Source organism: Streptacidiphilus sp. EB103A (assembly GCF_041261405.1).
In the GTDB taxonomy this organism is placed as follows: Bacteria; Actinomycetota; Actinomycetes; order Streptomycetales; family Streptomycetaceae; genus Streptacidiphilus.
Window position 1 is genome coordinate 68,570 of the sequence record NZ_JBGCAQ010000022.1, and the last position, 19,286, is coordinate 87,855.

At 68.5% G+C, this 19,286-nt stretch carries 13 protein-coding genes and 1 pseudogene; 5 read left to right on the forward strand and 9 right to left on the reverse strand.

Features of this window, described 5'->3' with window-relative positions; translation table 11 throughout:
* Nucleotides 1-12: 12 nt before the first annotated feature.
* Nucleotides 13-696, reverse strand: a complete 684-nt coding sequence (locus ABH941_RS31865) for a response regulator transcription factor (RefSeq protein WP_370133046.1) — start codon at nt 694-696, stop codon at nt 13-15.
* A 124-nt stretch (nt 697-820) separates the two neighbouring features.
* On the opposite strand from ABH941_RS31865, the gene ABH941_RS31870 reads away from it, so the two are divergent.
* On the forward strand, nt 821-2,254 hold the full coding sequence (locus tag ABH941_RS31870; RefSeq protein WP_370133047.1) for a DUF2079 domain-containing protein: 1,434 nt from the start codon (nt 821-823) through the stop codon (nt 2,252-2,254).
* A 39-nt stretch (nt 2,255-2,293) separates the two neighbouring features.
* Here the strand turns inward: ABH941_RS31870 and ABH941_RS31875 are convergent.
* From ABH941_RS31875 to ABH941_RS31895, 5 genes and pseudogenes are all read right to left on the reverse strand, one after another.
* Nucleotides 2,294-2,618: pseudogene (locus ABH941_RS31875) on the reverse strand (class I SAM-dependent methyltransferase); the annotation flags it as partial.
* A 43-nt stretch (nt 2,619-2,661) separates the two neighbouring features.
* Entirely contained in the window at nt 2,662-3,045 is a 384-nt protein-coding gene (locus tag ABH941_RS31880) for an L-rhamnose mutarotase (RefSeq protein ID WP_370133048.1), read from the reverse strand.
* A 40-nt stretch (nt 3,046-3,085) separates the two neighbouring features.
* A complete protein-coding gene (locus ABH941_RS31885; protein ID WP_370133049.1) occupies nt 3,086-5,119 on the reverse strand; it encodes a beta-galactosidase in 2,034 nt (677 codons plus the stop codon).
* A 30-nt stretch (nt 5,120-5,149) separates the two neighbouring features.
* Nucleotides 5,150-6,109 carry an aldo/keto reductase gene (locus ABH941_RS31890; RefSeq protein ID WP_370133050.1) on the reverse strand — a complete coding sequence of 320 codons (960 nt, stop codon included), beginning with the start codon at nt 6,107-6,109 and terminating at the stop codon, nt 5,150-5,152.
* 141 nt (nt 6,110-6,250) lie between these two features.
* Complete coding sequence (locus ABH941_RS31895) at nt 6,251-7,291, reverse strand: LacI family DNA-binding transcriptional regulator (protein WP_370133051.1); 1,041 nt, start codon at nt 7,289-7,291, stop codon at nt 6,251-6,253.
* 434 nt (nt 7,292-7,725) lie between these two features.
* Between ABH941_RS31895 and ABH941_RS31900 the strand changes: the two genes are divergently transcribed.
* From ABH941_RS31900 to ABH941_RS31915, 4 genes are read left to right on the forward strand one after another with little or no spacing between them, the layout of a single operon-like run.
* Entirely contained in the window at nt 7,726-9,069 is a 1,344-nt protein-coding gene (locus ABH941_RS31900; RefSeq protein ID WP_370133052.1) for an ABC transporter substrate-binding protein, read from the forward strand.
* Nucleotides 9,066-10,007, forward strand: coding sequence for a carbohydrate ABC transporter permease (locus ABH941_RS31905; protein WP_370133053.1), 942 nt, complete (start codon nt 9,066-9,068; stop codon nt 10,005-10,007). Before ABH941_RS31900 ends, ABH941_RS31905 begins: the two co-directional genes overlap by 4 nt.
* 13 nt (nt 10,008-10,020) lie before the next feature.
* Nucleotides 10,021-10,911 carry a carbohydrate ABC transporter permease gene (locus ABH941_RS31910; RefSeq protein ID WP_370133054.1) on the forward strand — a complete coding sequence of 297 codons (891 nt, stop codon included), beginning with the start codon at nt 10,021-10,023 and terminating at the stop codon, nt 10,909-10,911.
* A gap of 36 nt (nt 10,912-10,947) precedes the next feature.
* Nucleotides 10,948-13,872: a malectin domain-containing carbohydrate-binding protein gene (locus ABH941_RS31915; protein ID WP_370133055.1), complete on the forward strand. Its 2,925-nt coding sequence runs from the start codon at nt 10,948-10,950 to the stop codon at nt 13,870-13,872.
* Nucleotides 13,873-14,020: 148 nt separating this feature from the next.
* On the opposite strand, the gene ABH941_RS31920 is transcribed toward ABH941_RS31915, so the two are convergent.
* The 3 genes from ABH941_RS31920 to ABH941_RS31930 form a co-directional block, all read right to left on the reverse strand.
* A complete protein-coding gene (locus ABH941_RS31920) occupies nt 14,021-14,740 on the reverse strand; it encodes a cellulase B precursor (RefSeq protein ID WP_370133056.1) in 720 nt (239 codons plus the stop codon).
* Nucleotides 14,741-14,831: 91 nt separating this feature from the next.
* On the reverse strand, nt 14,832-17,186 hold the full coding sequence (locus ABH941_RS31925) for a xyloglucanase (RefSeq protein WP_370133057.1): 2,355 nt from the start codon (nt 17,184-17,186) through the stop codon (nt 14,832-14,834).
* A 104-nt stretch (nt 17,187-17,290) separates the two neighbouring features.
* A complete protein-coding gene (locus ABH941_RS31930; RefSeq protein ID WP_370133058.1) occupies nt 17,291-19,285 on the reverse strand; it encodes a beta-galactosidase in 1,995 nt (664 codons plus the stop codon).
* Between the last annotated feature and the right edge of the window lies 1 nt (nt 19,286).

The following is a 19,286-nucleotide window of genomic DNA, read 5'->3' on the forward strand; positions in this document are numbered from 1 at the left end:
CCCGGGCGGGGGCTAGGGACGCTGCTCACGGTCGTCCAGCAGACGGTACCCGGTGCCGCGGACGGTCTGCAGGGACCGGCGCCGGAACGGGACATCGATCTTCCTGCGCAGTGAGCTGACGCGCACCTCCACAAGGTTGGGATCCCACGCCTCGTCGGGCCAGGCGTGGTGCAGCAGCTCGTGTTTGGAGACCGCCTCGCCCGGGCGGCGAGCGAGCACTTCCAGTACGGCGAACTCACGCGGCGTCAGCTCCACCCGGGCCCCGCCCCGGCGGCAGGTGCGGGAGGCCAGGTCCACCGTCAGGTCGCCCACTGCCAGCACCGGTAGCGCCGCCCCGGGCGCGCGGCGCAGCAGCGCCCGCAGCCGGGCCACCAGCACCAGGTAGGAGAACGGCTTGGTGAGGTAGTCGTCCGCCCCAGTGTCCAGGGCCTCGGCCTGGTCGTACTCGCCGTCCTTCGCGGTGAGCACCAGGACCGGGGTGGAGATCCCCTCGCGGCGCAGCTCAGCGCAGACCCGGTAGCCGTTCAGGCCGGGCAGCATCAGGTCCAGGACGATCAGCGCGTACTCGCAGGTGCGGGCCATCCACAGCCCCTGTCGGCCGTCGTGGGCGAGATCGACGGTGTAGCCCTCGGCGGACAGCCCCCGCTGCAGGGTCTCCGCGAGCTCCCTCTCGTCCTCCACCAGCAGGATCCGCATGCGACCAGGGTGACACAGCGCCGCGCACCGTTCCTGACCGCGCGATCAGGTCGGGTCAGCAAGTAGTCAGCAGGTCAGAGCAACCGTTGTCGGGCATCGACCCCGACCGGAAGGCCCCTCGCCGATGACCCTCCTCCTCGCCATCGAACCCCCAGCACCGCCGGCCGCCCACGCCACCGCTCCTGGCCCGCGCGGGCGCTTCCGCGAGACCACCTGGATCTGGTGTGCGGCACTGGTCCTGTTCGCCGCGTACGCGGCGCTGTCCGTACGCCGCCACCAGCTGCTGCTGACCAGCGGCTACGACCTGGGGATCTTCGAGCAGGCAGTGCGCTCCTACGCCCACGGCCACCTGCCGGTCTCCGCGCTGAAGGGGCCCGGATTCCCGCTGCTCGGCGACCACTTCTCCCCCGTCCTCGCCCTGCTGGCACCGTTCTACCTGCTGTGGCCCTCGGCCGTCCTGCTGCTGGTCGCCCAGGCCGCTCTGCTGGCAGTGGCCGTGGTCCCCCTCGCCCGCTGGGCCCAGCGCACCACGGGCCGGGGCGCGGCGACGGTGGTGGCCTTCGGGTACGGCGCGTCCTGGGGAATCGCCGAGACCCTCGGCTTCGACTTCCACGAGGTGGCCTTCGCCGTCCCCCTGCTGGCATTCTCCCTGGCCGCGCTCGGCGAGGGCCGGATGCGCGCGGCGGCGGCCTGGGCACTGCCGCTGCTGACGGTGAAGGAGGACCTGGGGCTGACCGCCACCGCCATCGGGGGCATCATCGCCTGGCGCGGGGCCCGCCGCCTAGGGGCGGCGCTCGCAGCGGCGGGCCTGCTGGGCAGCGCACTGGAGATGCTGGTCCTCATCCCGGCATTCAACCCCTCCGGCACCTACGGATACTTCGGAACCCTGCCCACGGCGGCCCCCGGCGGATCCGGGCTGCTCCACCTCCTCACCGTCGGTCTGGTCACCCCGGGCGTGAAGACCGGCATGCTGCTGACCCTCCTGGCACCGACCGCCTTCCTCGCCCTGCGCTCCCCCCTGCTGTGGGCCGCCGTACCAACGCTCGCCTGGCGCCTGACCTCAAACAACTCCTTCTACTGGGGAACCGGCTTCCACTACAGCGCCGTACTGATGCCGATCGTCTTCGCCGCCTTCGTCGACACCCTGCAGCGCATGGACCGGCGAGCCAGGCGACACGCACTGGCCGTCAGCGCAGTGGTCACCGCAGCGCTGTTGCCGCAGCACCCCTTCGTCCAGCTCGCCCGGGCCGACACCTGGCGCACCGACCCGCGCATCGCGGCGGCCCACCGCGTCCTGGACCTGATCCCCGACGGGGCCACCGTCGCCGCCGGCAACCGGCTCGCCCCCCAGCTCACCAACCGCGACCAGGTCAGCATCTTCGGGGTCGCAGCCGCCGCCACCGATCCCCAGTGGATCGTGGTCGACACGGTGGACGACGGCGGCTGGCCCGTCTCCACCCGGCACCAGGCCCAACTCGTCGACCAGGCCCTCGCGCACGGCTACACCACTGCCGCCGACCGTTCCGGTTACCTTCTGCTACACCGCTTCCAGGGCTAGCTCGTCCCGTACTTCGCAGGTCGTTGGATCGGATGGAGTCTCCCAGGCGCACTTGGCGGGATCTTGGGTTTCGAACACCAGATGCCCGCCGGGTCGCAGGGCTTCGTAAGCTCCCTTCAGCGTTCGCTGCCACGTGCGCGGAGCGACGATCTCCTGGGCGCGGTTTGCCGTCATGCGGCAGTCATGGTGACGAGGTCCACCTGCAGCGGCGGTAGGGCCGTTGCGTCGCCGCAGACTCAGCGAAACCGATCGCGCCCGGCTTGCTCCGGGCCACCTCGGTGGAGACTCGGGCGGGATCGACACCGACGACCTTGAAGCCGTGATCAGCCAGCAGGAGTGCGAAGACGCCGGTGCCGCAGCCGATGCCTGCCTCGCTTCAGAGGCGGGAACTTCGGTCTCCGGTGACCTTACGTTTCCCTTGACCTCGCGGTGTTCGAAGAGAGATCCCAAACCAGGCGCAGAGTGTTGCCTTCGGGATCCTGCGGCGTGTTCGTCATCTCAAGGTAGGGGGCGACGCTCGCCTGCCATGCGATGGAGACCGGGTTGTCGGTGTCGCCTGCGACGAAGGCCGCGTAGTCGGCCACCTCGACCAGGTGGAAGAGGTCGTGGCCGCTGCGCCAGATGCGCCACTCGGTCACACCGCGGTCGCTGAGGTCCTTGGCGACGGCGGGAGGCACGGTTCGGTGGAAATCCTCGTATGCCTCCTCCATTCCTTCGCGCAGTCTGGTGCGGAGGACGACGGTCTCCGGCTTCGTGTCGTGGAGGGGTTCCTGTGAGGGCGTGGGCGTCATCGCTGCGTCCGTTTCTCGTTTCGGCGGAGGTGTTCGGTTTTCAGCCGGCGGATTGCTCGCGGATGACGGCGGCCCCGCCGGGGGCGAGCGAGAAGCTGCCGTCGGCCTCGCCGCCGCTGAGCAGATCGACTCCATGGCAGTCGATCCGCGCCGGTCGGTCGGTGTGGTTGAGTACGAATAGCCAGCTGCGCTCCCCGTTGAGTCGGCGCACCGCCTCCACCCCTTCGCCCGCTCCGGGCACGCAGGGCGCGCACCCGGCCTCGTCCAACGCCCTGGTGAGCAGGCCATCGAGAGCGGCGGCCTCGAAGCGGGTCGCTGCATATCGGACCAGGCCCCTGCCCACGCGGTGGTGCAGCACGGCAGGACCGCCGGCAGCGGGGCCGTTGGTGAAGGTCACCTCCACCGTCGCGCCGCGCGCTTCGACCCGCTCGGTCCAGAAATGGCCCACGGATCCATCGTCCAGGGCTACCGCGGCGTTCTCGGCGAGCGGGAGGAACTCGTCGATCCGCAGCCCGAGCAGATCCCGAAGCATCCCGGGATAGCTGCCGGGAAGAACCCTGTCCTGGGCGTCCACCACCCCGGAGAAGGGGCCCACCACGACGTGGCCCCCGGCCTGTGTGTAGGCGGTCAGCGCGTCCGCGGTGGACTGCCGCATCAGGTAGAGCGAGGGGACGAGTACCAGGCGGTAGGAGGACAGGTCTGCGGCCGTCATGTTCGCGGAGACGATGTCGCAGGTCACTCCCTGCTTCCACAGCGCCCGGTGCCAGGCCGAGACCTCCGAGGCGTAGCGCATGTCGACGCTGGGCCGGGCGTCCATCTCCAGCGCCCAGAAAGACTCGTAGTCCCACAGCAGGGCCACCTCGCGTTCCACGGTGCTGCCCGCGACCTCCGCGGCGGCGTTGAGGACCGCGCCGAGCTGCTTGACCTCGCGCCAGTTCCTGGTCGCGGTCCCCCCGTGCGGCAGCATCGCCGAGTGCCACTTCTCCACACCCGAGTCCGACTGGCGCCACTGGAAGAAGCAGGCGCCGTCCGAACCGCGCGCGACGTGCGCGAGGCTGTTGCGCAGCAGCTCGCCCGGCCGTTTGGCCACGTTGCGCGGCTGCCACTGGACGGCCGAGGTGGAGTGCTCCATCAGCAGCCAGGGGCGTCCGGCCGCCAGGCCGCGGGAGAGGTCGGCGGACAGGGCCAGGCCGATGTGGTTGTCGGGGTCGGCGGCGACCAGGTAGTGGTCGTTGGAGACCAGGTCCACCTCGGGGGCCCAGCGGAAGTAGTCGACCCACTTGAAGGTGCCGGCCATGAAGTTGGTGGTGACCGGCGTCTGGGGGGCGTAGCGGCTGATCAGATCGCGCTCCGCCCGGTAGCACTCCAGCTGTGCGTCGGAGCTGAAGCGGTAGAAGTCGAGCTGCTGGGCCGGATTCACCCGCCCCGGCGTACTGCCCGGCGGATACACCTGGCTCCAAGCGCTGTAGCGCTGGCTCCAGAAGGACGTCCCCCATGCCTGGTTGAGGTCCTCCAGGCTGCCGTGGCGGTGCATCAGCCAGGAGCGGAAGGCGGCAGCGCTGCTCGGGCAGTAGCAGTGGATGTTGTAGCCGCCGAACTCGTTGCCCACGTGCCACATCACAACGGCCGGGTGGTGCGCATAGCGCTGGGCGAGTTGCTCCACGACCATGGCAGTGCGTTCGCGGTACGCGCCCGAGGAGGCGCAGAAGGCCTGCCGTGAACCGTGCCGCAGCCGGCGGCCGTACTGGTCCATCGGCAGCGCTTCGGGGAAGTTCTCCGAGAACCACGGTGGGGGAGAGGCGGACGGCGTCGCCAGATCGATCCGGATCCCGCCGCTGTGCAGGAGTTCGACGACCTGGTCCATTCCGGAGAAGTCGAAGCGGTCCTGCTCGGGTTCTATCCACGACCAGGCGAACACCCCGAGGGTGACCAGATTGACTCCGGCTTCCTGCATCAGGCGGACGTCCTCCTTCCACACCTGGGGATCCCACTGCTCCGGGTTGTAGTCACCACCGAAGGTGAGCCGGGGTATCCGACCCCAGCCGGAGGCGCTGCGAGGGGGGTCAACGGGCATCGGGGTCTCCAGATCGTTGTACGGAGTCGCTCAGGCGCAATGGCGAGTGGCGGGTACGGGGACGTGGTCAGGGAGCAGTCCCGTCTCCTGGAGTTCGGTCCAGAGATCTGCGGGAATCGGGTGCTGGAAGGCGGCCAGGTCCTGAGCCAGCTCACGGGTGTCGGTGGCGCCGACCAGCACGCATCCGGTGGCCGGGTGGCCGAGCGGGAACTGGGCAGCAGCCGCCAACAGGGGTACGCCGTGGCGCAGGCAGACCTGCTCCAACTCCAGGGCGCGCCGGAGGAGGTGGGCCGGGGCCGGGGCGTAGTCGAACATGGCCGCGCCCCGGGGATCGGCCAGCACGCCGGAGTTGAACACGCCGCCGACCACCACCGACACGCCGCGGTCCGCCGCCATGGGCAGCAGGTCCTGGGCCGCCGAAGTGTCCAGCAGGGTGTAGCGGCCTGCCAGCAGGACTGCGTCGACGTCCGTATCGCGCACGAAACGGGTGAGCGCGGCGCTCTGGTTCATCCCCGCCCCGATCGCCCCCACCACACCCTGGGCGCGTAGTTCGTGCAGGACTGGATAGGCTACGTCGAGCGCTTGGTCCAGGTGGTCGTCCGGGTCGTGCAGGTAGACGATGTCCACCCGGTCCAAGCGCAGCCTGGCGAGGCTCTCCTCCAGGGAACGCAGGATCCCCTCACGTGAGAAGTCGAACACCGCCGTGCCCTCGCGCAGCAGGCGTCCCGCCTTGGTGGACACGACCGGGCGCAGGCCTTCGTAGCAGGCCAGCGCATCGCCCAGACGTCGTTCGGCCAACCCGAGGCCGTAGAGGGGAGCGGCGTCCAGGTACGTCATGCCCGCCGCGAGCGCGTCGTGCACCACGGCGGTGGCCTCCGGGGCGGGGACCGGCCGGTACAGGCCGGCGAGCGGGGCGGTGCCAAGACCGGTCCTGCTGACGTGGACCTGGCTGCGCCCGAGGGTGGTGAGTCTGCTGTGCGTGGTGTTCATCGCTTCCTGGTCTCTTGGTCGACGTCTCTTGGACGACGGCAGTGATGCCGGTGCGGGAGCGCTGGATCGGCCCGCCGGGGCAGCATTGACCGGCCGCATGTCGGGAGCCATCGGCGGCGGGGGAACGGGGTTGAGCGGCGTTCAGTGGGGTGGCGGTCCGCTGCTCGTGCGGACGATGAGATCACTGGCGATCACGGACCGTACCCAGGAGCGCGGTGGGTTCTCCAACTGGTCGATCATCAGGGCGAGGCAGCTTCGTCCGACTTCGGCGAAGTTGTGCCGGACCGTGGTCAGCGGAGGAATCATGTACGCGGCTTCGGGGATGTCGTCGAATCCGATGACGCTCACTTGCGCGGGGACCCGGCGGCCGGCCTCGTTCAGCGCGCGGAGCAGTCCCATGGCCATCTGGTCGTTTGCCGCGAGCACGGCTGTGACCTCGGGATGTCTGGTGATCGCCAGCCCCAGCGCGTAGCCCGAGCCGGCGGTCCAGTCTCCGACCAGGGGAGCGGGTACGGGAGCGCCGGCGTCGCGCAGTGCGGCCTGCCAGCCGCGGATGCGCCCCTCGGCGGCGATGGAGTCCGGCGGGCCGGCGATGTGCCAGACGGTGCGGTGGCCGAGCTGGAGCAGGTGCCGCGTGGCCTGGTGCGCCGCTTGTTCCTCGCCGACTGTGACGACGGGGGTGCCCTCTTCGAAGCTGTGGTCCAGGGTGACCATCGGGACCTTGTGCGGAGCGTCGGCCAGGGCGCGGGCGACCGACTTCTGCGACGCGATCACGATGATCCCGTCGACCGACTGGCCCACGAGACGATCCACGGTCTCCAGCACGGAAGGACGGTCCGGACTTCGCAGGGGGGCCGCGCTGACGAAGTAACCGGCGTCTCGTGCCGCCGCGCAGATGCCCTGCAGGGTCGCTGCCGGACCGTAGCTGGTGGCATCCGAGGTGATCACCCCGAGAGTCCGGGTGCGGCCGGTCACCAAGGCTCGCGCGGTCGGGTTGGGCCGGAAGCCGAGCTGCCGCGCCGCCGCCAGAACCCGCTCCCGGGTCTCCGCGCGGACCTTCGGCTGGTCGTTGAAGACACGGGAGACGGTCTGCTTGGAGACCCCGGCGAGCCGGGCCACATCCATCATGACCGCGCCGGCCCGCCCCCCGGCCTCGGGGGCGCCTGTGTCGGCGTCCGTCATCGCGGGGCGTCCTTCCTCTGCTGGCGGCTTCGAGTCTGTCAGGTACTGCTACTGCTTGAAGAAGAGTGTTACCGAGAACATTCCTCGCGTCAATGGAGCTTGCGGATGGAGGCGGTCACGGCGCAGTGGGCGTGGGGCCCGCTGGCGATGGCGGCAAGGCTCATGCTGGCCGGAACATGGCGTGTGAGCTGTTTCTTTGCTCCGTTCCCGCAGATTCCACAGGTGTGCGAAGCTGTCCGGCCTGACCGGTTCCGCATGATCGGCCGATGACGGTTCCATTGCCTGAGTGTTGCTGCGAGAGGTATTGACACCACAAGTGGTCGCGGTAACACTCGGCGGCACCGGTCGACCTGGAGTCGACACGTCTCCCCGCGCACCGTGCCGTCATCAGGCCGATGCCTCCGGCCGGTATCTCCCGAAAGGATTCCTTCACGATGCCCCACGACCACGCAGCCAGATCCGCTGTGCGTGCCGCTGCCGCAGCCGCTGCAGCAGCCTCCCTGCTGCTGGTGAGCAGCGCCTGCGCCGGCAGCAGCGGCCCGAGCAGCGCCGCGAGCTACACCTCTGACAGCACGGCGACGCTGACCGTACTGACGGACGACACCCGCCAGCCGGCTGTCGAGCAGTACGCCGCGACGCACCCCGCGGTGAAAGTGAAGATCGTGCTTGAGGACTCGACCAGCACGGTCGCCCAGAAGATCGCGCTGGACGACAAGGCAGGGTCCGGCTGGCCGGACGTGGTCTTCACCGGCCAGCCCTCCGACGTCGCCTCGCTCGCCGCCGCCCCGCTGAACTTCGCTGAACCGCTCGGGGACCTCGTCCCGGCTTCCACGCGTGCCCAGTACGCGGATGGAACGCTGGCCAACTGCACCTATGGCGGCAAGGTTTTCTGCCTGCCCAATGACGTTGCGCCGACGGTGCTGTGGGTGAATACGAAGCTGATGAAGCAGTTCGGGTACACGGTGCCCACCACCTGGGCGGCCTACCAGGCGCTGGGCCGGCGCCTGGCCGCCGAGCACCCGGGCTACCTGATCGGCGGCGTCAACGACCGCGACGGCTACGGTGTCTTCTTCGCCTCCAGCGGCTGTGAGAACCGACAGGTGACCGACCCCACCCATGTGAAGATCAACCTGTCGACGGAGAACTGCACCCGCGTCGCGAAGCTGCTCCAACCGCTGGTCGCGAACGGATCGGTGACCACCGCCAGCCCCTGGGACACGTCCTTCGTCGCGAACTACGGCAGCAAGGACAAGCTCCTGATGTACCCGGCAGCCGCCTGGTTCGGTGAGTACGCCTTCAAGGGCACGTACAAGATCCCCAACGGGGAACTGGCCGCCTACACCATGCCGACCTGGCCCGGCTCGAGCACGCAGGTGGCCGGTGCCGAGGGCGGCGGGCTGTGGATGGTCTCCTCGCACAGCAAGAACATGAAGGGCGCCGCCGACATGGTCTCCTGGCTCACCCAGAGCACGGACGCGAAGGGGATCGTCGCCTCCTCGACCCTGCCGGCCTACACCCCCGCGGCCAAGGTCTGGTGCGCGGCCCGCGCCTCCGACGCCTTCTACTCTGCCGACCCGTGCCCCGCGGAGGTCAAGGAGGCGGGGCTGATCTCGCCGACCTTCAACTACATCAGGTTCGAGGCGCAGTTCGACGACTCCTACGCGCAGACCTTCATCAAGGCCGCGAACGCCAAGTCCGACCTGACCGCGTCGCTCACCACCTGGCAGAGCGACCTGGACCAGGCCGCCTCCAATGCCGGCTACCAGGTGCAGCAATGACCGTGGTCGACCGTCCAGCGGCACCTCGGGCCGCTGCCTCTGCCAACGGGGCGCCGCGCCGCTCGCGGAAGCGTACGGCCCGCCGGGCCGGAACCGCGTTCGTGCTGCCCTACGCGGCCTTTCTGCTGGTCTTCGGCATCGTCCCGTTGGTCTACGGCGTCTACGAGAGCTTCGTGGTCACCAGCCCGTTCGGCGGCGACAGCATGGGCTTGGACAACTGGACCAACGTCGTGAGCGACTACCGGCTGGCGCCCGCGATGGAGCACATCGTGGTGTACCTCGTCGTGTTCCTGCCGCTGCTGCTCCTGACCGTGGTTTCCCTCGCGCTGCTGGTCCATGCCCGCAGGGGCAGGTTCGGTGCGGTCATGCGCTTCGTCTACTACCTGCCCGGCGCGGTCACCGGCTCGGCGTCCGTGCTGATGTGGATCTTCATGATCTCGCCCACCTACGGACCCTTCCGGGGTGTGCTGACGGCGATCGGGGTGCACGCCGACAGCGACATCATCGGCAGTGGATGGTTGCCGCTGCTGCTGACCGCCATGGCCGTCGAGGCCGGTGCGGGCGGTTGGATCGTCATCCTCTACGGCGCCCTGCAGTCGATCCCCGACGAGGTGCTGGAGGCCGCGCGGATCGACGGCGCCAACGGCTGGCAGCAGGCACTGCACATCAAACTGCCCATGGTGCGCAAGTACCTGGCCTTCATCGTCATCACGTCCTTCGCCGGCGGCAGCCAGTTGTTCGTCGAACCGCAGCTGCTCTACACGGTGTCCAACGCCGCGATGCCCAAGACCTGGTCGCCGAACCAGCTGTCCTACGCCTACGCGACCGACGAACTCTCCTTCGGCAGAGCCTCAGTGCTCTCCCTGCTGCTGATGGCGATGGGCCTGGCCGCGGCGCTCTACGTGATCTACCGCACCAAGTTCTACCAGGCCGACTAGAGCGGGGAACGATATGGAGAACAAATCCTCCGGCAGCCGTGGACTGTCTGTCAGCGCGCTGGCCAGGGACCTGCTCCTGCTGGCGGCCGCCGTGGCCTTCGCGACCCCGGTCCTGTGGCTGCTGCTCGCCCCGACCAGGACCGGGGACCAGATCAAGCACGGCTCCCCGTTCGGGATCGGCAACCCCGGCAACATCATCAGAGCCTGGAACGACCTGTACCGCTTCGACGACGGCGTCATCGTGCGCTGGATCGAGAACTCCCTTGTCTACGCGGTCTCCAGCGTCGCGCTCAGCCTGTTGCTGTGCATCACGGCCGGCTACGGCCTGGCGAAGTACACCTTCGTGGGCCGCAAGGCCCTGCTGCTCACCACGCTGATCGCGATGATCGTGCCGGCCGCGGCCACGATCCTGCCGCTGTACGTGGAGCTCAGCGCCGTCCATCTGACCGGCACCGTCTGGTCGGTGATCCTGCCGATGGCGTTCTACCCGTGGGGCGTGTACCTGGCCTACACGTTCTTCTCCGGCGGGCTGCCCGACCAACTCCTGGAGGCGGCACGCATGGACGGGGCGAGCGAACTGCGGATCTTCCTCTCGATCGCCCTGCCGCTGGCCAAACCGCTCGCCGCGCTCATCGGCTTCTTCGGCTTCGTCGGCGCGTGGACCAACTACATGCTGCCTTATCTCATGCTCAACGACACCAGTTCCTACCCCCTCCCGGTGGGGCTGGGCGTCCTGCCGCTGGCCGATGTGGTCTCGGGCAATCCCAACTTCTCGCAGGTGACGCTCACTCTGCCCGATGTCGCGCTGGCCGGACTGCTCACCGTCATCCCGATCCTGCTCATGTTCGTCTTCGCCCAGCGCTACCTGACCTCCGCCCGCCTGGCCGGCGCGGAGAAGGGCTGACCCACCCACGAGATCCAGCATTCCAATGGAGGAATCGTGCCTCTCGCCACCCCTATGAGACGCCTGGTACTGCGCATCGTCCTGGCGGTCATCACGCTGACAGCTGCCAACGGCGTCGTACAAATCGCCGGCCTCCCGCTCGCCGCGGCGGCCGGTACGACGTACTACGTTTCCACCAGCGGCAGCGACAGCAACAGCGGAACGTCAACCAGCACGCCGTTGCGGACAATTCAGAAGTGCGCCGATATCGCGGTAGCCGGCGACAGCTGCCTGGTCATGGCCGGTGCCTACCACGAGACGATCACCCCGGCCAACTCGGGCACCAGTTCCGCGCCCATCACCTTTGCCCCCTACAACGGAGCCGCGGTCACCGTCGACGGCGCCGACGCCGTTTCCGGTTGGACGCAGTATTCGACCAACGTCTACGTCGCCAGTGCGCACCTCCCGGTGAGCAACGAAGCCGCAGTCAGCGCAACCGGCCTGGAAGCGAACCAGGTCTTCGTCAACGGCACGATGCTGCCGGAGGTGCACTGGCCGGCGGTCGCCGGCGCCGATCCGTCGCATCCTGCGACGTCGGTCGCCGACGCCACCTCGTCGACGGGCGTTATCGGCGACGCGAAGATGCCGAACATCAACTGGACCGGCGCGATCGTCCACTGGTACAACGCCAAGGCATGGTCGGACCAGTCGGGTGTGGTCACCTCCTACGCCGACACCACCGAGCCGACGATCACCTTCAGCCGGAGCAACAGCGGCGACACCGCGGGCTCCGGTGCCCACTACTACCTCACCGGCGGCAACAACGGCCTGGCCGCGCTGACCAGCGCCGGACAGTGGTGGTACGACTGGGCCAACTCCAAGCTCTACGTCTGGACGCCCAAGGGCGACAGCCCGTCGAACTACACCGTCGAAGCCCGGCAGCGCAAGAACGGTTTCGACCTCAGCGGTCGGTCGTACGTCAATGTCACGGGCCTGAACCTGCTCTCGTCGACCGTCCTGACGTCGAGCACGAGCAGCCACAACACACTCGATGGCATCACCGCGCAGTACCTCAACCAGTTCTACACCTCGACCAACGACCCGAACGAGACCAGCGGCGGGTGCGGCATCTACTGCACGCACGCGTCGTACACCGGCATCCTGCTGCAGGGATCGTACGAGACGTTGGAGAACAGCACGATCGCCTACACCGCGGGCAACGGAGTCCTGATCAGAGGCGCCAACATGACGGTGACGAACAACCTGATCCACGACACGGACACCAGCGGTACCTACAACGCGGCCGTCAAATGGCTGGCGTACAACACCAGCGACGTCGACAGCTTCACAATCTCGCACAACACGATCTACAACACCGGTCGGGACGGGATCGACTCGTCACTGGTGACGGCAGCGGACAGCACCTCGCAGATCTCGTACAACAACGTCTTCGACTTCGGTCTGCAGACCGCGGATCTGGGCGGAATCTACACGGTCAACGCCAGCAACAACGGCAACGGGACCAGCATCGACCACAACTGGGTCCACGACGCCACGACGGTGATCAGCTCCAACTACGCCGCCGGTGTCTACGTCGACAACTCGGCCAACGGATACACCGTCCACCACAACGTGGTCTGGAACGTCGGCACCGGCATCACCATCAACGGCAGCGGTGGCGACCAGACATCACGCAACAACCTCATCTACAACAACACAATCGGGCCGGTGCCGTGGCACAGCATCGGGGGGCTGTCCAGCAGCTCCACCGGCACGGTGATCGAGAACAACATCCTCGGCTACAGCTCGATCGCCGCGGACACCTCCGCCTCGCACGCGACCATGACCGACAACCTTGCGGTCACCACACAGCCCGGCACGCTCTTCACCGACCCGGTCAACGGTGACTTCCACCCGCTCTCGACCGCGTCAGCGGCCATCGACAAGGGTCAGGTCATCCCCGGGATCACCGACGGCTACGTGGGCTCCGCGCCCGACCTGGGGGCCTACGAGTACGGCGGGACCGACTGGTCACCGGGGTGCAGCCTCATCGGCTGCGTCACGAGGCTCTCGACCTCGACCTACACGGCGATCAGCGCGGGCGGAGGCGCCTCGGGCGCGTACGTGGCCGACACCGACTACGCTTCCGGCGGAGGCACCAACTCGACATCGCATGCCGTCGACACCAGCGCTGTCACCAACCCCGCGCCGCAGTCGGTCTACCAGCACGAGCGCTACGGCAACTCCACCTACACCGTTCCCAATCTGGTCGCGGGAATGAACTACACGGTCCGGCTGCACTTCTCCGAGAACTACTTCAACGCCGCAGGAAAGCGCAGCTTCAACGTGAGCATCAACGGCACACAGGTGCTCACGAACTTCGACATCTACGCCACCACGGGCGCCGAGTACAAGGCTGTCGTCCAGCAGTTCACCGCTGTGCCCAACGCCGACAAGGCGATAGTCGTGACCTTCACCTCGGTGACGGACAACGCAAAGGTCGACGGGATAGAGATCGTCCCGCAGAGCCTCTCCGTGAACGCCGGCGGCAGCGCGACCGGCTCGTACCAGGCGGACATGTCGTACATGTCCAGCAACACCACCGCAGCAGCTTCCACGACCAGCACGGTCACCACCACCGGGGTCACCAGTCCGGCGCCGCAGGCCGTCTACCAGAGCAACCGCTACGGCACGACGGTCGCCTACCTGGTGTCCGGATTCAAGTCGGGTGCCTCGTACACAGTGCGGCTGAACTTCGCGGACAACTACTACAACGCGACTGGCAAGCGAGTCTTCACCGTGGACATCAACAACGTGCCCGCGCTGACGAACTTCGACATAGTCGCCGCGGCCGGCGGCGAGAACGCCGCTGTCGACGAGACGTTCACGGCCACCGCGAACGCCAGTGGCCAGATCATGCTCAATGCCTTCGCCTCGCTCGACCACGCGCAGTTCAACGGCTTCGCCATCACGGCCCAGTAGACCCGCAGTCGGCGAACATCCCCCCGGCGGGCCGCCCGCCGGGGGAGGGTCCCTGTGCCGAATGCAGGGGGCCGGGACGGTGTCGCCCCGGCCCCCTGGATGAGTGGCTGTCTTTCGGATGGGATGGCCGCCTTGGGTTCTCGCGAGGTCAGAAGCCCGCGACGCCCCAGGACGTGGCGGTGTAGCTGCCCGGCCCGAACTCCCAGCCGGCCATGATGCTGTTGAGGTACTGCGCGCTGGTGAAATAGCCGCCGTTGATTCCCCAGTTGAAGAACGGGGTGAGGCTGCCGGACCACCAGCCCGACTTGCTGGTGTCCAGGTAGCTGATGGTGTGGCTGACGCCGTCCGGCCAGTTGTACTCGTAGATGTTCCAGGTGCGGCCGCCGAGGCTGACATTGGTCGCGGTCGGGACCGCGTTGCCGTTGGCGTCGTAGGAGCTGGCCAGCGGCTGGGTGTTCGACCAGTTGAGCCAGATCATCAGCTCGTTGCGGGAGTTGCGGTTGGTGGGCCCGGCGGTCGGGTCGATGAAGATGTCGTACGTGGCGTCGTAGTACGAGCCCGAGGCCGGGGACGACGTCTGGGAGAACCAGGTCGTGTTGCTGGAGCTGATGGCGCTGAGCTTCTTCGGGAGCGTGGTCACCGGGGAGGTGTTGCCCCAGTCCTCGCCGTCGAACATGGCGACGAAGCCGGTGCCGGTCGAGGAGTTCACACCCCACGAGTTGTCGTTGGTGTACCAGGTCGAAGCGCTGCCTCCGGTGTTGTAGTACTTGAAGTAGTACGTGGCCGAGGCGGCCATAGCCGAGTTCGGCACGGTGAAGACGAGGGCCAGCGCCGCGAGCAAGGCGGCCCAGCCGATGCGGAACTTCATCAATCCTCCTGCAGTGAGGTGGCACAGAGAAATGAATCGATGGAGGAGATGGCCGTCATGGCAGTTCGCTGCCATGACGACCTGGACGGCGTCACTTGGTGTCGCCGTAGATGACTCCGCGTCCGTTGGTCCCGAAGTAGACGCGGCCGTAGACCCGCGGGTCTCCAGTCATGGTGTTACCGGTCCAGGCGTACTGGTGCCGGTCGTCGTTGATGCGAATCCAGCTCCGGCCGGCGTCGTCGGACCTGAAGATGCCGCGCACGCCGTTGATCTTGGAGCTGGTGTAGACAGCGGGATAGGAGGCGCCCGGCGCGGCCTTGCCGAAGCCGACCACGTCGCCCTCGTCCACCGCGTCGGACCTGGTGAACGATGCCCCGGAGTCGGTCGACCGCCACAGCCCGTACGGCGTGGGGGTGGTGGATTTGCTGGTGCCGCCGGCGAGCCAGATGTCGCCCTCGTGCCCAGGCGCCGGCTTGAACCGGACATTGCCCGAGGTGGGCAGGCCGGTCGCCGCCGTCGCCGTGAACCTGTTGCCGCCGTCCGTGCTGACGTAGAAGACGCCGGCGTCGTAGGCGTAGAACTTCGCCGGGTTCACCCTGTCCGAGCGCACCGGAACTCCGTTCGCCAGCCCGGTCGATGCCGTCCAGGTGGCACCGCTGTCGCTGGACCAGCTGACCGGTGCGCCGGCTGGAGACCAGACGATCCGCTTGCCGTCCGCGCTGACGGCGACGGCCTGGTCGTCGACTCCGGGCCCCGTGACGCCGGACGGCTCACTGCCCGACGGTGTCCAGGTGTCGCCGCTGTCCGTGGAGATGGCGAAGTGCTGGGTCCAGCCGCTGGTGGGACTGCCGACGCGCACGATGACGTGTGGCGCCAGCTGCGCGTAGTCCAGGGCCGGTGTGGCACCGAAGGTCGGGGTGTCGTACATCTTCGGTGCCTTGTGGAGATCCGTGTGCCGGAAACCGCCGACGTCGCCGACGCCTGAGAAGAGGTGCGCCGCGCCGGTCGGCGGGCTGATCACACAGCCGACCGAGGTCTCCTCCAGGCCCTGGGCCCGCACGGTCAGATGCACCGTGGCGCCGCTGTCCCAGTCGGTCAGGTTGTCCGCTCCGTAGATCGTCGCGCCGGTTCCGTAGAGAAAGTGGCCGGAGTCGGAAGGGTCGATCTCGACGGACTCCATCATCCAGCCCAGCTTGGGGGCCATCTCGGGGAGCGACGGTGAGGCGTTCCAGGCCAGCCAGGGGGCGGTGGAGATGTCCATGTCGTAGCGGAGGGTCCGGTCGGGGTAGGTGCCCCAGTCCCACGCCCGGGTCCAGCTCGCGCCGCCGTCGGTGGATCGGAAGAGGATGCAGTCGGGGTACCAGTCGACCTGGGTGGACACCATCAGGGTGTTCGGGTTCTGCCGGTCGATGGTGAGGCCGCTGTAGCCGAAGGTGTCGTTGTCGCTGGTGGACGGGACCGGGCTGATGCAGGTCCAGGTGTCGTTGGCGGTGTCCAGTTTCCATACGTCGCCCTTGGAGCCGTCGTACGGGCCGGCGGTGTTGCTGGTCGCCAGATAGAGGTAGCCGCCGACGTGGTCGAAGACCGCCTTGTGCGGGATGTAGCCGGTGGGCTGTCCGGGCACGCGCGCCCAGGTCGCTCCCGCGTCGGTGGACCGGTACAGGATGTTGTCGGTGTCGGCGACGGTAACGTACAGGGTTCGGGTGGCCCTGCCGGCCTTGCCGGTTCGCTTGTCGAAGAGGACCTGCAGCACGCCGAGGTTGTCGTTGCTGTACCCGCTGGTGTCGGTTGGGTCGGGAGTGAAGTTGCCGACGTTGGGGAAGTTGGTCACCTGCGCGAGGGTTTTGCCGTAGTCGGTGCTCCGCCACAGCCCGTAGCCGCCGCGCACTCCGAGGTAGAGGATTCTGTTGCCGCTGGGGTCGACGGCCAGCCGCTCGCCGATGCCGCGGCCGGGCATGTTGCCGCCGAGCCGGAACGGCAGGCGAGTGGTCTGCCAGCTGCGGCCCCGGTCGGACGAGCGCAGGATCGCCGCCGGGTTCGGGTCCCAATCGGGATTCGTGTAGGTGCCCGCCGCCAGGTAGACCCGGTCGGGATCGACCTCGTCGGTGGCGATGCTGATGATGCCGGTGTGTCCGTACTCGTCCCAGCCGATCCAGTCGGTGAGGGGAATCCATCGCTTGGCCGCAGTGTCGAAGCGGTAGGCGCCGCCGATGTCGGTGCGGGCGTACACCAGCCCGGGTTCGCTCTGGTTGAAGATGATGCCGGGGACGAAGCCGCCGCCGACGATCTCCGCGTTGCGGAAGGTGTACGGCGCGCATCTCGCGCTCGTGGCGGTGCGGGCGGATGCGGCGCGGGCGGATGCGGTGGGACCGAGCAAGGGGAACGCTGCTGCGGATGCGCCGGCTGCCAGCAGCGCTCGGCGGGAGAAGTGCGGGGTGGGGGGCATGGCGGGGTCCTGCCTTTCCGGTGTGGGCCCGCACTGATCACGAGAACAGTGGGCCATCGGCTCTGGGTATGGCTGACGGGGGTCGGGGCCCGCTGCGGGCGGTGTCAGTCGTGGCGCAGGACCGCCGCGCCATGGGCGGGGAGTGTCAGCCCGCGCGGGCTGACCGGCTCGTCGGTGAGCAGGTCATGGCCGGTGACGGGGAGGTGCCTTGCGGTGTCACCGTGGTTGAGGAGGAACAGCCAGCTGCGGCCGTCCTGGGCGTGGCGGCGTACGGCCTCGACGTTCGGCGGAAGACCGGCGATCTCGGGACCGACCCCCGCGGCTGCGCGTACTCGGCCGAGCAATGCTGCGTAGTGGTCGTCCTCCAGCCGGGTGGACAGGTACCAGGCGCTGCCCCGTCCGAACTGATGGCGTGTCACCGCCGGTCGGCCCGCGAGCATGCCGGAGGCGTAGGAGGTGATCGAGGTGGCGCCTTCCAGACGCAGCGACTCGCTCCAGTCCATGCCCCTCGTTCCGTCGGAGAGCATGAGTGCCTGTGAGGCTGCCAGCGGCCGGTACTCCTCCACGCGGATGCCGAGGGCCGCGCGGAGCGGGGCGGCCGGGTAGCCCCCGAGCCTGGCCTGGTGGTGCTCGTCCACCGCTCCGGCGAAGTGCTCGACGAGGAGGGTGCCGCCTTGCTCGACGTACCGGCGCAGTGCGGAGGCCGACGCGTCGGACAGCAGGTAGAGACTGGGGGCGACCACGAGCGGGTAGCGGACCAGGTCGTCTCCCGGGTGTGCGAAGTCCGTGGTGACGCCGGCGTCCCACAGTGCACGGTGGGCCCGTCGGAGGCTGTCGTGATGGCTGGGTCCGGTGGGCGGTAGCCCGCGGGTGTCCAGTGCCCACCAGACGTCCGCATCGTGCAGCACCGCCGCGCGGGCCCGCACGATGGAGCCGGCGACTTCGCCCAGCCGTGCCACGGCGGCACCGGTGGCGCGTGCCTCGCGGAAGATGCGGGTGTCCGGTCCGGCGTGCGGGACGATCGCCGAGTGCCACAGCTCGGCCCCCGTCCTGGACTGGCGCCACTGGAAGAACAGCGCGCCCTCCGAACCGCGAGCGATGTGCCCCAGGGTGTGCCGCAGGATGTCGCCGGGCTCCTTGCCGAGCGTGCCGTCGGGTGTGTGGACGGTGCTGGTGCCCTGCTCGATCAGCAGCCAGGGCTTGCCCGCTCCGAACGAGCGGGCCCGGTCCGCGCCGAAGGCGGTGTCGGCGCCGGCCTCGACCCCCGGCGCGACCGGATAGTGGTCGATGCCGACGAAGTCGACCTCGCGGCCGAACTTCCACAGGTCGAGAACCTGGTACCCGGGTAGCATCAGGTTGGTGGTCACCGGCCGGTCGCTGTGTGCGCGAATCGCCTCGCGCTGCTCGCGGTAGGCGGTCAGCGTCTCGTCGGAGAAGAAGCGGCGCCAGTCCAGGGTGTGGCCCGGGTTGTGGTGCCACTGCGTCGCGCGCGGCGGCAGGATCTGCTCCCAGGTGTTGTAGCGCTGGCTCCAGAACGCGGTTCCCCAGGCGTCGTTGAGGGCGTCCAGGGTGCCGTACCTGCGGTGCAGCCAGACACGGAATGCCGCCGCCGCCTGGTCGCAGTGGCACACCGTCGCGTACTCGTTGTGTACGTGCCACATGCATACCGCGGGATGGTCCCCGTAGCGCTCGGCCAGAGCGTCGGCGATGGCGGTGGCGGCGCGCCGGTAGGCCGGTGCCGCCAGGCAGTAGGTGTCACGGCTGCCATGGGTGAGCCGGGTGCCGTCCGCGGTGACCGTCAGGGCTTCGGGGTGGGCCAGGGTGAACCAGGGCGGCGGGGAGGCGGTGGGTGTGGCCAGGTCCACGGCGACGCCGGCCGCATGCAGCCGGTCCAGGTGGGTGTCCAGCCAGCCGAATTCGTACCGGCCCTCCTCGGGTTCGAGCAGCGCCCATGAGAACACGCCGACCGTGACCAGGTTGACCTGCGCTTCGCGCATCAGCAGGTCGTCCTCCTTCCAGACCTGCTCGCTCCACTGCTCCGGGTTGTAGTCGCCGCCGAAGGCGAGACCGCCGAGACGTTCGGTGATGCGGTGAACCATG

Excerpts from the sequence above, each read along its gene's own strand:
- ABH941_RS31865 (WP_370133046.1), bottom strand. The coding sequence starts at position 696 with ATGCGGATCCTGCTGGTGGAGGACGAGAGGGAGCTCGCGGAGACCCTG.
- ABH941_RS31870 (WP_370133047.1), top strand. The coding sequence starts at position 821 with ATGACCCTCCTCCTCGCCATCGAACCCCCAGCACCGCCGGCCGCCCAC.
- ABH941_RS31880 (WP_370133048.1), bottom strand. The coding sequence starts at position 3,045 with ATGACGCCCACGCCCTCACAGGAACCCCTCCACGACACGAAGCCGGAG.
- ABH941_RS31885 (WP_370133049.1), bottom strand. The coding sequence starts at position 5,119 with ATGCCCGTTGACCCCCCTCGCAGCGCCTCCGGCTGGGGTCGGATACCC.
- ABH941_RS31890 (WP_370133050.1), bottom strand. The coding sequence starts at position 6,109 with ATGAACACCACGCACAGCAGACTCACCACCCTCGGGCGCAGCCAGGTC.
- ABH941_RS31895 (WP_370133051.1), bottom strand. The coding sequence starts at position 7,291 with ATGACGGACGCCGACACAGGCGCCCCCGAGGCCGGGGGGCGGGCCGGC.
- ABH941_RS31900 (WP_370133052.1), top strand. The coding sequence starts at position 7,726 with ATGCCCCACGACCACGCAGCCAGATCCGCTGTGCGTGCCGCTGCCGCA.
- ABH941_RS31905 (WP_370133053.1), top strand. The coding sequence starts at position 9,066 with ATGACCGTGGTCGACCGTCCAGCGGCACCTCGGGCCGCTGCCTCTGCC.
- ABH941_RS31910 (WP_370133054.1), top strand. The coding sequence starts at position 10,021 with ATGGAGAACAAATCCTCCGGCAGCCGTGGACTGTCTGTCAGCGCGCTG.
- ABH941_RS31920 (WP_370133056.1), bottom strand. The coding sequence starts at position 14,740 with ATGAAGTTCCGCATCGGCTGGGCCGCCTTGCTCGCGGCGCTGGCCCTC.
- ABH941_RS31925 (WP_370133057.1), bottom strand. The coding sequence starts at position 17,186 with ATGCCCCCCACCCCGCACTTCTCCCGCCGAGCGCTGCTGGCAGCCGGC.
- ABH941_RS31930 (WP_370133058.1), bottom strand. The coding sequence starts at position 19,285 with ATGGTTCACCGCATCACCGAACGTCTCGGCGGTCTCGCCTTCGGCGGC.